The 14,945-nt window shown below is 72.5% G+C and carries 12 protein-coding genes, 3 tRNA genes and 1 pseudogene; 8 read left to right on the top strand and 8 right to left on the bottom strand.

What is annotated here, in order from left to right; genetic code table 11:
• Positions 1 to 129 precede the first annotated feature (129 nt).
• From purL to purS, 3 genes are read right to left on the bottom strand one after another with little or no spacing between them, the layout of a single operon-like run.
• Complete coding sequence (gene purL, locus ACFWR9_RS39640; protein WP_383851631.1) at positions 130 to 2,412, bottom strand: phosphoribosylformylglycinamidine synthase subunit PurL; 2,283 nt, start codon at positions 2,410 to 2,412, stop codon at positions 130 to 132.
• Positions 2,409 to 3,113, bottom strand: a complete 705-nt coding sequence (gene purQ, locus ACFWR9_RS39635) for a phosphoribosylformylglycinamidine synthase subunit PurQ (protein ID WP_383851628.1) — start codon at positions 3,111 to 3,113, stop codon at positions 2,409 to 2,411. The genes purL and purQ overlap by 4 nt, the downstream gene beginning before the upstream one ends.
• A complete protein-coding gene (gene purS / locus ACFWR9_RS39630; protein ID WP_122616955.1) occupies positions 3,110 to 3,382 on the bottom strand; it encodes a phosphoribosylformylglycinamidine synthase subunit PurS in 273 nt (90 codons plus the stop codon). The genes purQ and purS overlap by 4 nt, the downstream gene beginning before the upstream one ends.
• Before the next feature lie 341 nt (positions 3,383 to 3,723).
• Here purS and ACFWR9_RS39625 point away from each other — a divergent pair, with 341 nt between their 5' ends.
• The 8 genes from ACFWR9_RS39625 to ACFWR9_RS39590 all read left to right on the top strand — a co-directional run bounded on the left by ACFWR9_RS39625 (position 3,724) and on the right by ACFWR9_RS39590 (position 8,366).
• Complete coding sequence (locus ACFWR9_RS39625; RefSeq protein WP_064728688.1) at positions 3,724 to 4,041, top strand: Lsr2 family protein; 318 nt, start codon at positions 3,724 to 3,726, stop codon at positions 4,039 to 4,041.
• A gap of 127 nt (positions 4,042 to 4,168) precedes the next feature.
• Positions 4,169 to 4,240 (top strand) — tRNA-Gly (locus ACFWR9_RS39620).
• A 79-nt stretch (positions 4,241 to 4,319) separates the two neighbouring features.
• Positions 4,320 to 4,392: transfer RNA gene (locus ACFWR9_RS39615), tRNA-Gly, on the top strand.
• A 140-nt stretch (positions 4,393 to 4,532) separates the two neighbouring features.
• Positions 4,533 to 5,525 (top strand): ABC transporter ATP-binding protein, encoded by a 993-nt coding sequence (locus ACFWR9_RS39610; RefSeq protein WP_383851624.1) that lies wholly within the window; start codon positions 4,533 to 4,535, stop codon positions 5,523 to 5,525.
• Positions 5,522 to 6,337: an ABC transporter permease gene (locus ACFWR9_RS39605; protein WP_383851622.1), complete on the top strand. Its 816-nt coding sequence runs from the start codon at positions 5,522 to 5,524 to the stop codon at positions 6,335 to 6,337. The genes ACFWR9_RS39610 and ACFWR9_RS39605 overlap by 4 nt, the downstream gene beginning before the upstream one ends.
• Before the next feature lie 47 nt (positions 6,338 to 6,384).
• Positions 6,385 to 7,647, top strand: a complete 1,263-nt coding sequence (locus tag ACFWR9_RS39600; RefSeq protein ID WP_383851656.1) for a sensor histidine kinase — start codon at positions 6,385 to 6,387, stop codon at positions 7,645 to 7,647.
• Positions 7,644 to 8,258 (top strand): response regulator, encoded by a 615-nt coding sequence (locus ACFWR9_RS39595; RefSeq protein WP_383851620.1) that lies wholly within the window; start codon positions 7,644 to 7,646, stop codon positions 8,256 to 8,258. The genes ACFWR9_RS39600 and ACFWR9_RS39595 overlap by 4 nt, the downstream gene beginning before the upstream one ends.
• Before the next feature lie 35 nt (positions 8,259 to 8,293).
• A tRNA-Gly gene (locus ACFWR9_RS39590) sits at positions 8,294 to 8,366 on the top strand.
• A gap of 60 nt (positions 8,367 to 8,426) precedes the next feature.
• Here the strand turns inward: ACFWR9_RS39590 and ACFWR9_RS39585 are convergent.
• The 5 genes and pseudogenes from ACFWR9_RS39585 to ACFWR9_RS39565 all read right to left on the bottom strand — a co-directional run.
• On the bottom strand, positions 8,427 to 9,326 hold the full coding sequence (locus tag ACFWR9_RS39585) for a phosphoribosylaminoimidazolesuccinocarboxamide synthase (protein WP_383851618.1): 900 nt from the start codon (positions 9,324 to 9,326) through the stop codon (positions 8,427 to 8,429).
• An 85-nt stretch (positions 9,327 to 9,411) separates the two neighbouring features.
• Positions 9,412 to 10,872: a N,N-dimethylformamidase beta subunit family domain-containing protein gene (locus ACFWR9_RS39580; protein ID WP_383851616.1), complete on the bottom strand. Its 1,461-nt coding sequence runs from the start codon at positions 10,870 to 10,872 to the stop codon at positions 9,412 to 9,414.
• Positions 10,873 to 11,048: 176 nt separating this feature from the next.
• Entirely contained in the window at positions 11,049 to 12,980 is a 1,932-nt protein-coding gene (locus tag ACFWR9_RS39575) for a hypothetical protein (protein ID WP_383851614.1), read from the bottom strand.
• 307 nt (positions 12,981 to 13,287) lie between these two features.
• Positions 13,288 to 14,541, bottom strand: a complete 1,254-nt coding sequence (purD, locus tag ACFWR9_RS39570; protein ID WP_383851612.1) for a phosphoribosylamine--glycine ligase — start codon at positions 14,539 to 14,541, stop codon at positions 13,288 to 13,290.
• Positions 14,542 to 14,661: 120 nt separating this feature from the next.
• Positions 14,662 to 14,945 (bottom strand): annotated as a pseudogene (locus tag ACFWR9_RS39565) (DNA polymerase III subunit gamma/tau); the annotation flags it as partial.

Genomic DNA, 14,945 nt, shown 5'->3' with positions numbered 1-14,945 from the left:
GGGGTGTGGGTCCCCCCCGCCCGGGGCGCCATCCAACTCGCCAGGGTGGACAACAATAACGAGGGGCGCGGACCCGCGGGGGCCCCGCCGGGCCGGGGGGGGCACCTCGATCTCTCAAGAACCGTGCGCTCAGGCGAGCAGCCCCGGGATCGTCCCCTCGTGGGCCTCGCGCAGGTCGGCCAGGGAGAGGGAGAACTCGCCCTGGACCTCCACCGCGTCGCCGTCGACGACACCGACGCGGGTGACGGGCAGGCCGCGCGCGCCGCACATGTCGTTGAAGCGGACCTCCTCCGAACGCGGGACGGCGACGACCGCGCGGCCCGCCGACTCCGAGAACAGGAAGGTGAAGGCGTCGAGCCCGTCCGGTACGACCAGACGCGCGCCCCTGCCACCGAGCAGCGCCGACTCGACGACCGCCTGCACCAGACCGCCGTCAGACAGGTCGTGCGCGGAGTCGATCATGCCGTCGCGGGAGGCGGAGATCAGGATCTCGCCGAGCAGGCGCTCGCGCTCCAGGTCGACCTTCGGGGGCAGGCCGCCGAGGTGGTCGTGGACGACCTGGGACCAGGCCGAGCCGCCGAACTCCTCACGGGTGTCGCCGAGGAGGTACAGCAGCTGGCCGTCCTCCTGGAAGGCGACCGGCGTGCGCCGGGCCACGTCGTCGATGACGCCGAGGACCGCCACGACCGGGGTCGGGTGGATCGCGGCCTCGCCCGTCTGGTTGTAGAGCGAGACGTTGCCGCCGGTCACCGGGGTACCGAGCTGGAGGCAGCCGTCGGCCAGGCCGCGCACGGCCTCCGCGAACTGCCACATGACCGCCGGGTCCTCCGGCGAGCCGAAGTTCAGGCAGTCGGAGACGGCGAGGGGCTTCGCACCGGTCGTCGCGACGTTCCGGTAGGCCTCCGCCAGCGCCAGCTGTGCGCCCGTGTACGGGTCGAGCTTGGCGTACCGGCCGTTGCCGTCGGTGGCGATGGCGACGCCGAGGCCTGACTCCTCGTCCACGCGGATCATGCCCGAGTCCTCGGGCTGGGCGAGGACGGTGTTGCCCTGTACGAAGTGGTCGTACTGCTGGGTGATCCACTGCTTGGACGCCTGGTTCGGCGAGCCGACCAGCTTCAGGACCTGGTCCTTCAGCTCGTCGGACGACTGCGGCCGGGGCAGCTTGTTCGCGTCGTCGGCCTGGAGGGCGTCCTGCCATTCCGGGCGGGCGTAGGGGCGCTCGTAGACCGGGCCCTCGTGCGCCACCGTGCGCGGGTCGACGTCGACGATCTTGCCGCCGTGCCAGTAGATCTCCAGGCGGTCGCCGTCGGTGACCTCACCGATGACGGTGGCGATGACGTCCCACTTCTCGCAGATCTCCAGGAAGCGGTCGACCTTCGCCGGCTCCACGACCGCGCACATGCGCTCCTGCGACTCGCTCATGAGGATTTCCTCGGGGGAGAGCGTCGAGTCGCGCAGGGGTACGTCGTCCAGGGTCACGCGCATGCCGCCGGAGCCGTTGGAGGCCAGCTCGGAGGTGGCGCAGGACAGGCCGGCCGCGCCGAGGTCCTGGATGCCGACGACCAGCTTCTCCCTGAACGCCTCCAGGGTGCACTCGATGAGGAGCTTCTCCTGGAAGGGGTCGCCGACCTGGACGGCGGGGCGCTTGGACGGCTTGCCCGTGCCGGAGGCACTATCAGATGCAGTGTCGAAGGTCTCGCTCGCCAGGATCGACGCGCCGCCGATGCCGTCGCCGCCGGTGCGGGCGCCGTACAGGATGACCTTGTTGCCCGCGCCGGATGCCTTGGCGAGGTGGATGTCCTCGTGCCGCATGACGCCGATGGCACCGGCGTTGACCAGCGGGTTGCCCTGGTAGCAGGCGTCGAAGACGACCTCGCCGCCGATGTTGGGCAGGCCCAGGCAGTTGCCGTAGCCGCCGATGCCGGCGACGACACCGGGCAGCACGCGCTTGGTGTCGGGGTGGTCCGCGGCGCCGAAACGGAGCGGGTCCACGACGGCGACGGGACGCGCGCCCATCGCGATGATGTCGCGCACGATGCCGCCGACGCCGGTCGCGGCGCCCTGGTAGGGCTCGACGTACGACGGGTGGTTGTGCGACTCGACCTTGAAGGTGACCGCGTAGCCCTGGCCGACGTCGACGACACCGGCGTTCTCGCCGATGCCGACGAGCATCGCGTCGGACTGGGGGGCCTTCTCGCCGAACTGGCGCAGGTGGACCTTGCTGCTCTTGTACGAGCAGTGCTCGGACCACATGACGGAGTACATGGCGAGTTCCGCGCCGGTCGGGCGGCGGCCGAGGATCTCCACCACCCGCTCGTACTCGTCCTTCTTCAGGCCCAGCTCGGCCCAGGGCAGCTCGACGTCGGGGGTCTCGGCCGCGTGCTCGACCGTGTCCAGAGGCGTCCGGCTCATGCGTTGACCAGCTTCTTGAGGATCGAGGTGAAGAACGGGAGGCCGTCGGTGCGGCCGGTGCCGATCAGCGGCTCGACGGCGTGCTCCGGGTGCGGCATGAGGCCCACGACGTTGCCGGCGGCGTTGGTGATGCCGGCGATGTCGTTGAGCGAGCCGTTCGGATTACCGCATCCATCAGCGGCTTCGCCGCGGGCCACGTAACGGAACGCGACCCGCCCCTCGGCCTCCAGCTCGTCCAGCGTGCGCTGGTCGGCGACGTAGCGCCCGTCGATGTTCTTCAGCGGGATGTGGATCTCCTGGCCGGCGGTGTAGTCGCTGGTCCAGGCCGTGCCCGCGTTCTCCACCCGCAGCTTCTGGTCGCGGCAGATGAAGTGCAGGTGGTCGTTGCCGAGCATGCCGCCGGGCAGCAGGTGGGCCTCCGTGAGGATCTGGAAGCCGTTGCAGATGCCCAGCACCGGAAGACCGGCCTTCGCCTGGTCGATGACGGTGTCCATCACCGGCGAGAAACGCGCGATGGCGCCGGCCCGCAGATAGTCGCCGTAAGAGAAACCACCGCAGAGCACCACGGCGTCGACCTGCCCCAGGTCCTTGTCCTTGTGCCAGAGGGCGACGGGTTCGGCGCCGGCGACGCGGATCGCGCGCTGCGTGTCCCTGTCGTCGAGACTGCCGGGGAAAGTGACGACGCCAATACGAGCGGTCACTTCACGGCCTCCGCGACTGCGTCTTCCGACTCGACCTTGACGGTGAAGTCCTCGATCACGGTGTTGGCGAGGAAGGATTCCGCAAGATCATGGATGCGGGCGAGGGCGGCGTCGTCGACGGGCCCGTCCACTTCCAGTTCGAATCGCTTTCCCTGGCGGACGTCCGAGATCCCTTCGAAACCCAGTCGCGGCAGTGCGCGCTGCACCGCCTGGCCCTGGGGGTCGAGGATCTCCGGCTTGAGCATGACGTCGACTACGACGCGTGCCACTGGCACTCCCGGTGTGTGGTGCTGAGCAGGTCCCTTCAGACTACCCGTACGAAATTTCTACGCGCGTAGCCTTGGAGGAAACTACGTGAGCCCGATCACGATTCGGCATCGGCGGGAGGCGTCCGCGAAAAGCTTCGGGAAAGATCCCGGATCGGCTCCGGACACCTATTGCGCGGCAGACACGCCAAGAGATTTAGTCGGGCTTCCCATTGCAATGCCGGGCACTGTACAAATGAAATGTCATTAGCCGATACTTTGCCCAATTACAGGCGAACAGTCGGCATCATCGCGGCGTCTTGGCACGTCATCGCGGGAGATGCCGCACGAAGGGACCGATATTCGTGGCGCAGCGTGTCGTGGTCACTCTCTTTGACGACATCGACGGCTCGGAAGCGGCGGAGACGATCGCCTTCGGTGTGGACGGCCGGATGTACGAGATCGACCTGAACGAAACCAATGCCCGGAAACTGCGCAAGGCACTGGAGCCGTACGTGTCGGCCGGCCGCAAGCGGTCGAGGTCCGGCAAGGCGTACCGGCAGACGGAGGTCGCCCCGGACCCGGCGGCGGTCCGCGCCTGGGCCCAGGCCAACAAGATGGACGTGCCCGCGCGGGGCCGGATCCCGAAGAAGGTGTACGAGGCGTTCGCCGCGGCCCGGTGAGCCCGGCGGCGGCCGACGGCCGCTCAGTCGCCCCTCGCGGCAACCGACTTGCGCGGCACCCCGGGTGATCAGCTAAAGTCTGGAGCACGCCGAGGGGCGAGGCCCAAGGGCCCGGCTCACGGAACATGCGGGTGTAGTTCAGTAGTAGAACATCCCCCTTCCAGGGGGAAGGCGCAGTGTGCAATTCCTGTCACCCGCTCTGCATCGCCCAACCGTGACCCGATTGGATCAGGTAGGCTGGTGCTCGCACCGATCGGTGAAGGCCGGTCGGCGGCAATGCGGACGTAGCTCAGTTGGTAGAGCGCAACCTTGCCAAGGTTGAGGTCGCGAGTTCGAGCCTCGTCGTCCGCTCGGGAATCAGACCCCGGTCTTCACGGACCGGGGTCTTTTCGTGCGCCCGGCGACGCCCGGCGGCCCCCTCTGACATTTGTCATGTCCGGTGATGACGGCCCGCACTGTTACGCGGCCCTGATGCCCGGAAGGCTTGAAGCATGCAAACCAACGGACACGAACACGTGATTGAGGTCACCGACCTGCGGCGGGTGTACGGGGGCGGGTTCGAGGCCGTGCGCGGTATCGACTTCTCCGTGCGCCGCGGCGAGGTCTTCGCGCTGCTGGGCACCAACGGCGCCGGCAAGACCTCGACGGTCGAACTGCTGGAGGGGCTCGCCGCCCCGGCCGGCGGCCGGGTGCGCGTCCTCGGGCACGACCCCTACACCGAGCGCGCCGCCGTACGCCCCCGCACCGGGGTCATGCTCCAGGAGGGCGGCTTCCCCTCCGAGCTGACCGTCGCCGAGACGGCCCGGATGTGGGCGGGGTGCGTGAGCGGCGCCCGTCCGCCGGCCGAGGTCCTGGAGCTGGTCGGCCTTGAGTCGAAGACCGACACCCGCGTGAAGCAGCTCTCCGGGGGCCAGCGGCGCCGGCTCGACCTGGCGCTCGCGCTGCTCGGCGACCCCGAGGTGCTCTTCCTCGACGAGCCCAGCAGCGGACTGGACGCCGAAGGCCGCCGGGACACCTGGGAGTTGGTGAGCGCCCTGCGCGACCAGGGCACGACCGTGCTGCTGACCACGCACTACCTCGAAGAGGCCGAGAACCTCGCCGACCGGCTCGCGATCATGCACGAGGGCCGGATCGCCGCCACCGGCACCCCGGCCGAGGTGACCGCCGCACAGCCGTCCCGGATCTCCTTCGAGCTGCCCGCCGGCTACTTCGTCGGCGACCTGCCGCCGCTCGACGGCATGGGAGTCAGCGGCCACGAGGTCGAGGGCCGGATGGTGAAGCTGCGCACCCGCGAACTCCAGCGCGCGGCCACCGGCCTGCTGGTGTGGGCCGGACAGGCCGGAGTGGAACTGCGCCGCCTGGACGTCCGCTCGGCCTCCCTGGAAGAGGCCTTCCTGAGCATCGCCAAAGAGATGTCCGCGAGGACCGCCGACGGGGCGTCCGACGGAACGGCTCCTGCCACGACGAAGGAGTACGCGACATGAGCGCCATCAGCACGAAGGACTCCGCGACACCCGCCGTGACCACCCCGGTCAGCACGCCGAGGACGCGGATGACCGCCCTCGCCCGCGCCGAACTGACCCTGCTCGGACGGAACAAGGGCACCCTCTTCGCCGCCCTGTTCGTGCCGCTGGTGCTGCCGTTCAGCGTGAAGTCGGCGGCCAAGGAGATGGACCTCGCCGGGGCAGGACTGACCGTCGGCACGCTGGTCCTGCCCGCCGCGATCGGCTTCTCCCTGCTGTTCGCCGTCTACTCGGCCCTCGTCGGCGTCTTCGTCGTCCGGCGCGAGGAACTCGTCCTCAAGCGGCTGCGCACCGGCGAACTGCGCGACGTGGAGATCCTCGCCGGGTCCGCGACACCGGCCCTGCTCAGCGGCCTCGTGCAGTCCCTGCTGCTCGCGGTGGGCTGCGCCGTGCTCCTCGACCTGTCCGCGCCGTCCGCGCTCCACCTGTCCGTCCTCGGCCTGCTGCTCGGTCTTGTGCTGTGCGCCGCGCTCGCCGGGGTCACCGCGAGCTTCACCCGGACCGGTGAGAGCGCGCAGGTCACCCCGTTGCCCTTCATGTTCGTCTCGATGCTCGGCTCCGGCATGTTCGTCCCGCTGGAGCTGCTCCCCGACCGCCTGGCCGCCGTCTGCGAACTGCTGCCGATGACGCCGGTGATCACCCTGGTGCGCGGCGGCTGGACCGGCGACCTGTCGGGCGGCGAGGCACTGGGCGCCGTGGTGACGGCGGTGGCCTGGACCGTGGTCGCGGTGTTTGCTGTACGACGGTGGTTCCGCTGGGAGCCACGGCACTGACGTACGGGACGGGCGAGACGTACGGGATGAGCGGGAACGGCGGACAGATGCGCAGGCCAGGCGGATGGTGGCGGCGGAAGACCACGCCGGAGAAGGTGGAGACGTACACCCGGTGGTCGCTCCACTTCTTCGGGGTGTGCGAGATCGGCGGCATCGGCCTGTCGACCTTCGGCCAGGTGGGGCCGGGGCTCGCGACCGCGCTGTCCCTGATGGTCGCCACGCACGCCGCGGTGTGCATGGCGACCGCTTCACGGGCCCTGGACTGGACCCTCGGCCGCCGTCCGCGGCCGGTACGGCAGCTGTGGACGCTCGGCGTGGTCACCGCCCTCCTCGCGATCGCCGCGATCGCTCTCGTGGAGCACGGACCCCGGGGTGAGGAGGTCGACGCCGCGGCCCTCGGTGTCTTCGTGGGAGTGCAGGGCTTCGGCGTCGGCGTACTGGCCCTCGGAGTGCACGACCGGCGGCGGCGCGTCATGGGCCTGGTCGGCGGCTTCTCGGTGGGCGCGGGGCTCGTGGCCTTCGCGCTGGGCCTGTCCTGGATCAGCGCGCTGGTCACGGCGTGCGCCCTGGTGATGGGCGGGGCGTTCCTCGCCTTCACCTCGGTGTTCTCCGTCTGGCTCCTCAACGCGGTCTACGCGCTCGACGAGGCCAAGGAGACCCGGGTCCGGCTCGCGGTCGCCGAGGAACGGCTGCGGTTCGGCCGGGACCTGCACGACGTGATGGGGAGGAACCTGGCGGTGATCGCCCTCAAGAGCGAACTGGCCGTCCAGCTGTCCCGGCGCGGGCGGCCGGAGGCGGTGGAGCAGATGATCGAGGCGCAGCGCATCGCGCAGGAGTCGCAGCGCGAGGTCCGGGACGTCGTACGCGGCTACCGGGAGGTCGACCTGGAGGTCGAACTGGCCGGCGCCCGGGGCGTGCTCTCGGCGGCCGGCATCGTCGCGGAGGTCACCGGCGAGACGGCCGGGCTGCCCGCCGAGGTGCAGTCGGCGCTGGGCTGGGTGGTGCGGGAGGCGACCACGAACGTGCTGCGGCACGGGGACGCGGAGAGGGTGGCCGTGGTGGTGCGGATGTCGGATGGGCGGGTAGTGCTGACGGTGGAGAACGACGGAGTCCTGGACGGGACCGGCCCCTCGGCCGACGCGGACGCGCCCGCCGGGCCCGGCGGTTCCGGGCTCGCCGGGCTGCGGGAGCGGCTGTCCGTGGTGGACGGGATGCTGGAGGCGGGGACCGTCGGCAAGGGCGTGTTCCGGGTGACGGCCGAGGTGCCGCTGCCACCGCACGCCCCGGCCGCGCGGGAGGCGGCGTCGTGACGGGCCCCGTGCGGGTGCTGCTCGCCGACGACGAGCACCTCATCCGCGGCGCCCTGGCGGCCCTGCTCTCCCTGGAGGACGACCTCGTCGTGGTCGCCGAGGCGGCCACCGGTCCCGAGGCCCTGGCGATGGCGCGGGCCCACGCGCCGGACGTCGCCGTACTGGATCTCCAGATGCCCGGCGCCGACGGTGTGAAGGTCGCCACATCGCTGCGGGCCGAGCTGCCCGCCTGCAAGGTGCTGATCGTGACCAGTCACGGCCGGCCCGGGCACCTGAAGCGGGCGCTCGCGGCTGGGGTGCGCGGGTTCGTGCCCAAGACGACCAGCGCCCAGCGGCTCGCCGAGCTGATCCGCACGGTGCACGCGGGAAACCGTTACGTCGACCCCGAGTTGGCCGCCGACGCGATCTCCGCCGGGGACTCGCCGCTGACCGCCCGCGAGGCGGAGGTCCTGGAACACGCCGCCGACGGCGCGCCCGTCTCGGAGATCGCGGAACGCGCCGCGCTGGCCGAGGGGACCGTACGGAACTACCTGTCGTCGGCCGCCGGCAAGCTCGGGGCGGAGAACCGCCACGCGGCGGTGCGCCTCGCGCGGGAGCGGGGTTGGGTATAGTGGCTCACGCGCCACGGCGAAAACCACGGCGCAGTGCGAACGTAGCTCAGTTGGTAGAGCGCAACCTTGCCAAGGTTGAGGTCGCGAGTTCGAACCTCGTCGTTCGCTCCGTGTGAGAAGCCCCCGGTTCCGGCCGGGGGCTTCTTCGTGTCCGCGTGGCCGCGGCCGCTACGACCAGCTCAGGCCGGTCAGGAGCTCGTACGCCTCCACGTACTTGGCGCGGGTGGCGTCCACGACCTGCTGTGGCAGCGGCGGCGGGGGCTGCTCGCTCCTGCGGTCCCAGCCGGACTCCGCCGAGGTCAGCCAGTCCCGCACGAACTGCTTGTCGTACGACGGCTGCGCGCGGCCCGGCTGCCACCGGTCGGCCGGCCAGAAGCGGGACGAGTCCGGGGTGAGAACCTCGTCGGCGAGGACCAGGTCGTCCCCGTCGAAGCCGAACTCGAACTTGGTGTCCGCGAGGACGATGCCGCGCTCGCGGGCGATGTCGCGGGCGCGGGAGTAGACGGCGAGGGTGGCCTGGCGCAGGGCGGCGGCGGTGTCCGCGCCGACCTGGCGGGCGACCTCCTCGTAGGAGACGTTCTCGTCGTGCTCGCCGACCTCGGCCTTGGTGGCAGGGGTGAAGATCGGGGCGGGCAGCTCCGAGCCGTCGACGAGGCCCTCGGGGAGGGCGAGGCCGCAGACGGTGCGGGTCTCGTCGTACTCCGCGAGCCCGGAGCCGGTGAGGTAGCCGCGGGCCACGCACTCCACGGGGACCATCCGCAGCGACTTGCAGACCAGGGCGCGGCCCTCCCAGTCGGCGGGGGCGCCGGGGGGCAGCTCGGTGCTCAGGACGTGGTTCGGGGCCAGGTCGGCGAGCTGGTCGAACCACCACAGGGAGAGCTGGGTGAGGACCCGGCCCTTGTCGGGGATCTCGGTCGGCAGCACCCAGTCGTAGGCGGACATGCGGTCGCTGGCGACCATCACGAGGTCGCCCGCCTCGTTCCGGTACAGCTCGCGCACCTTGCCGGTGTGCAGGTGCACCAGACCCGGAACCTGGAGCGGCTCGGGCTTTTCAACGAATCCGGACACGGTTCCTCCCCGTGGTTCTGTCCAATACGTCGATTGTCCCGTACGTGGGGGGGCCGGGGGCCCGGGGGGTCGTTTTCGGGCGCGGTCAGTCCCGTTTGCAGATGCGGTCCAGGAGGTTGGCGGTGGCGCGCTGGACGCGTGGGTCGACGTGGCCGGGGCGGTCCAGGGCCGGGGACCACGCGAACGTCCCGGACGCGAAGACCCAGGCGCCCGACGGGGCCCGGTACAGCGAGGTCTCCTGGTGGCGCCGGGCGCCGTGGGCGTCGGTGTACGGGGAGTGGGCGAGCAGGACCCGCTCGTCGTGCGCGGGGAGCGCGGTGCGCGGGAAGTAGCGGTCGGCCTCGCCCGCCACCAGGTCCTCGATCGGGTCGCCCTCGTGGGCGCCGGTGGCCTCCCAGAGCCAGTGGCCGGCGTTGCGGACGATCATCGGGTGCGGTTCGGGGACACGGCCGGCGTACTGGATGCCGAGCAGCTGCTGCTCGGGGCGGCCGATCTCCCGCCACAGCACCGGCCGGCCCGGGGCCCGGCGCTTGCGGCAGGTCAGCAGGCGGTCGGGGGCGCCGGACGGCGACGGGGCCAGCTCCACCTGCCAGTACATGGTGTTGGCGGAGAGGAAGACCAGGGACGTGCCCCGCTCGCGGGCGAGTTCGGTGGTGCGGCGCATGGCGCCGGACCAGTACTCGTCGTGGCCGGGGAAGACGAGGCCCCGGTAGCGGGCCGGGTCGATCCGGCCGGAGTGGAGGTCGCGGGCGTCGGCGTAGGCGAGGTCGTAGCCGTAGCGCTCGGCGAAGCGGATGAAATCGTAGGCGTGGCCGACGTGCAGCGGCAGCCCCGCGCCCGCGTACGGCCGGTCGAAGGAGACGGTCGTGGCGGCGTCCGCCTCGCCGAGCAGCCGGCCCTCCTCGTCCCAGGCGTGGTAGAGGCTGGCACCGGTGCGGCCGTCCTCCGGGTACAGGTTGTAGGCCTGCCAGGTGATGTCCGGCAGCAGGAGCAGCAGGTCGGCCGGGTGGCTGTCGCGGACCGTGAAGGGGACGTGGGAGCGGTGGCCGTCGGCGGTGGTGAGGACGGCGACGTACGCGCCGATGCTCCAGTACGACGGGATCTGGAGCCGCCAGGACAGCCACCAGTGGTGGCAGGAGACCGTGCGGTCGGCGGTGAGCGGCGGGGGCTGGACCATGCCGGACAGACGGGGGCTGGTGGTGATCTTGGCGGCGCCGTCACCGCCGTAGTGGCCGATCCGGTAGACGTCGACGCTGAACTCCTGCGGCGGGTCGACGGTGATGTGGAAGTCGATGGCCTCGCCGGGGGCGGCGGCGCCGGTGGCGGTGAAACCCTTGATCTGGCGGCGGACGTCGTCGGCGGCGCGCGGGCCGCCGCGCTGGGCCGGCGCCGTGTCCTGGTCCGCGTACCAGGCGACGACCTGGCCGGTGTCGCCGAAGTACGTCTCGCCGCCGCGCAGCCACGGGAGGGGCCCCTGGCCGAAGGGGTCCGTCACGGCGTGCGCGAGTGCTCCCGACTCCCAGCGGCGGATCTGCTCGGACCCCATGGGACCGCCCCCTCCTTCGTGCCCCCGTGGTCGTGCGTATGACGAACGCCCTTGCCATGTGCTCGATTCGGTCCCAGCACATCACATTTCGCACGCGTGCTGTCACTGTTCGTTGCGAAGTGGCCGAAAGTGGAATCGGGGGGTCCGATTCGGCGGCAGGGTCCTGTCCGGCCGCGTCAGACCAGGCGCACCGGCTTCTCCGGGCGTATGCCCAGCTCGGTAATCCAGGCGCGCAGGGGGCCCGGATCGCCGGACTCGACCAGGCTGAGCACGCTGGGGGCCAGGTCCGCGGCGCGGACTCCGTCGAACAGGAGCGACGGTCCGTCCAGCCAGTCGAGACCCGGGGCCGCGCCGGCGGTGTCCATCGCCGCGCAGCACACCATCGCGGTGATGTGCGCGGTGAGGATCTCGCGGCCGGTGCGCGGGGGTTGCAGGGGGAAGAGGGGGAGCGCGCGGTCGTCCCAGAGGGCGGCGTCGGGTCCGACGGCTCCGGCGGCGGCCATGGGGGTGGCGGAGGCGCCGGCTCCGGCTCCGGTGGGCTGTGCCGCGGCCTCCTCGCGGGCGAGCTGGGCACTGAGTCCGGCGGCGAGGGCGACTCCGCGGGTGGTGGTGCCGGACAAGTCGTCGTCGTCCTCGGGATGGGGGTGGGCGGCCTCTATGGCGTTGGTGGCCGTGGCGGTGTCGGCGGCCGTGCGCGGGGCGGTTTCGGTGGGGGCCAGGGTGGTCGCCGTGAAGGGTGTGTCCCCGTCGGACCGGAGATCGTCGGCGGACCGGAGATCGTCAGCGGCCCGGGGATCGTCGGCGGGCGTCGCGGTGGCCGTCGTGGCCGTCGCGAGGTGGTCCAGGACGCGGGCCAGGGTCGGGCCCTCGGTGCCCGGTGCGGCGCCCTCGGCGGCGCGGCGGACGCCCAGGGTGTCCAGCACGCGGTGCAGGCGGGCCGCGTCCGTGCGCCAGGTGCGGTCCACGACCTCCTCGGGATACTCGTCCCAGTCCACCGGCGACCAGTCCGGGCCGGTCTCGGGCCCGCCGTGGAAGAGGCGCGCGGTGAGCAGCGAGACCGCCTCGTCCATCGCGCCGGGCTCCTCCAGCAGGTCGCAGGCGGGGCGCTCCCCCAGGCGCGAGGCGAAACCCTCGGCCAGGCGGTCGCGGCGGGACAGCTCGGTGAGGGCGGCGACGACCCCCACGTCCAGCCGGGAGGGCCAGCGGCCCATCCGCCAGGCGGGCAGCGCCACCCGGGTCAGCAGCCGGTCCCAGCCCGCGTAGGCGAGCCCGACCTGCTCCTGGGCGACGATCCGCAGACCGTAGTCCACAGCCTGTGCACGCTCGGCCGCCGCCGACGCGACGCCGCGCTCCATCTCGGCCGCGTGCACGCGGCAGCTGCGCAGCAGCAGCCGGGACACCCGGCCCAGGCCCACGCACGCCGCCCGGGACAGCGGGTCGCGCCGGTCCGCCGAGGCCACCGCCACCGCGGCGTCCAGGCCGCGTATGAAACGCCGGGCCGCGGCTATGTCGGGGTGCGCCGAGGGTCCCGTACCGGCGACGACCGGGGCGAGGACGGCGCGCAGCTCACCCACGCGCATCCACCACAGGAAGGGTGAGCCGATGACGAGGACGGGCGCGGTGGCGCCGCGGGGGCGGGCGGGGCCGCCCGGGACGGCCGGGTCGTCGTGCTCCGCCGCCGGGGGCGGTCCGTGGGCCGGGTGGCTGCGGTCCTCCAGCCAGCTGTCGCAGTCAGGCGTGAGCGCTATCGCGGAGGGGGCGGGCACGTCGAGCCGGTCGGCCAGGTCGCGCACCATCCGGTAGAGGTCCGGCGCGGACTCCTCGGCGATCGTGACCGTGGGGGTGACGGCGGGCCGGGAGCGGGCCACGACCAGGGCCACCCCGGCCGCGGCGGCCAGTACGAGCACCGCGAGGACGGACACGGCCCAGCGGGCGGCGTCCCAGCCCGCGCCCACCAGCCGCCCGGTGGAGCCGCCCACGAGCAGGATCACGGCGAGGGCAGCGGGCAACAGGGCGACGGCCAGCGCGCGACTGCGGACGCGCAGCACGCCCAACGCCCGGGAACGCGCGGCCTGCGCGCCCATCTCCTCACCACCGGTACCGGTCACGGCCGGACCTCACCCCCTCATCGACGTCCTGTCTGTCCTGGCTCGTCCAACTGCTCGTCTGCTGCTGCTCACTCCCCCACTGTGGCACCCGCCACTGACATCGCAATGTCGGTGGGCCAAGTGCCGGAACGCTTGCGCGGCACCATAGTTGGGGCCTTCGTGCCCGTCAGCCGTATGGACTATCGGTCACTCGATGGAATGGCTTTGGGGAAAGGTGGATGACGGATTGCAAGGATCAGGCCCCGGTTCCTGGGACGGAGCCGGGGCCTGTGGGGTTGCGGTGCGCGGGCGGGTTCCGCGGGGCCGGTCAGGCGCCCGCGGCGGCCTTCGCGGCGATGTCCGTACGGTGCTGCGAGCCGTCGAGGTCGATGCGGGCGACGGCCCGGTAGGCGCGGTCGCGGGCCTCGGTGAGGTCCGTGCCGGTGGCCGTGACGGACAGGACGCGGCCACCGGCGCTGACGACGGCGTCGCCCTCGGCGCGGGTGCCGGCGTGCAGGACGTAGGCGTGCGGGGCGTCCTCGTCGGCCACCTCGGCGAGGCCGGTGATCGGGTCGCCGGTGCGCGGGGTGCCGGGGTAGTTGTGGGAGGCCACGACCACGGTGACGGCCGCGTCGTCGCTCCAGCGCAGCGGCTCCAGGTCGGCGAGGTTGCCGGTGGCGGCGGCCATCAGCAGACCGGCGAGCGGGGTCCGCAGGCGGGCCAGCACGACCTGGGTCTCGGGGTCGCCGAAGCGGGCGTTGAACTCGATCACGCGGATGCCGCGCGAGGTGATCGCCAGACCGGCGTAGAGGAGCCCGGAGAACGGAGTGCCGCGCCGGCGCATCTCGTCGACGGTCGGCTGGAGCACGCTCTCCACGACCTCGTCGACCAGCTTGGGGTCGGCCCACGGCAGCGGCGAGTAGGCGCCCATGCCGCCGGTGTTGGGGCCCTCGTCGCCGTCCAGGGCGCGCTTGAAGTCCTGGGCGGGCTGGAGCGGGCGGACGTTGTCGCCGTCGGTGATGGCGAAGAGGGAGACCTCGGGGCCGTCCAGGTACTCCTCGATGACGACGCGGTCGCAGGCCGCGGCGTGCTCCCGGGCCGACTCGATGTCACCGGTGACGACGACGCCCTTGCCGGCGGCCAGCCCGTCGTCCTTGACGACGTACGGAGCGCCGAAGGCGTCGAGGGCCGCGTCGACCTCGGCCGGGGTGGTGCAGACGTACGAGCGGGCGGTGGGGACGCCGGCGCCTGCCATGACGTCCTTGGCGAAGGCCTTGGAACCCTCCAGCCGCGCGGCCTGCCCGGAGGGGCCGAAGACCGGGATGCCGGCCTCGCGCACGGCGTCGGCGACCCCGGCGACCAGGGGCGCCTCCGGGCCGACCACGACCAGCTCGGCACCGAGGCGTTCGGCCAGCGCGGTGACGGCCGCGCCGTCGAGGGCGTCGACCTGGTGCAGTTCGGCGACCTCGGCGATACCGGCGTTGCCGGGTGCGCAGTGCAGCGCGGTCACGTCGGGGTCGAGGGACAGGGAACGGCACAGGGCGTGTTCGCGGGCGCCGCCGCCGATGACAAGGACCTTCACGGGGCCAGCCTAATGGGAACGGGCCGGGGCTCCTTGTGCGGGCTTCCGAAGGGCGGGGCGGCGGAGCGTTGTGGGTTCCTCCAGGCCGAGCGGGGCGGGACGCGCCCGCACCCCCCGGTTCTACTCGTGCGCGATCTCCTCGACGACCGTCGCTCCCAGCTCCCGTACCAGCAGTTCCCGGCCGGAGAGCGCGGACTCGTCGAGGTCCGGGTCGTCCTCCTCGGGGATGTCGTCCTCGGGGGAGACCTGGCGCGGCTCGGGCGCCTGCGGGCGGGGCGCGGGGGTGGCGGACGGGGCCGACGAGGGGCCGGACTCCCGAACCGGCGCGGCGGCCGGCGGCGGGGGGGCCGGCGCGGGGGGCGCCCGCCCCGGGGCGGGGGCGCCCCCCCCCGAACCACCCCCCC

The sequence above is a fragment of the Streptomyces sp. NPDC058534 genome (genome assembly GCF_042717365.1).
Lineage (GTDB): Bacteria > Actinomycetota > Actinomycetes > Streptomycetales > Streptomycetaceae > Streptomyces.
The sequence above is the reverse complement of the archived record's forward strand: the minus strand, read 5'-3'. Positions and strand labels throughout refer to the sequence as shown.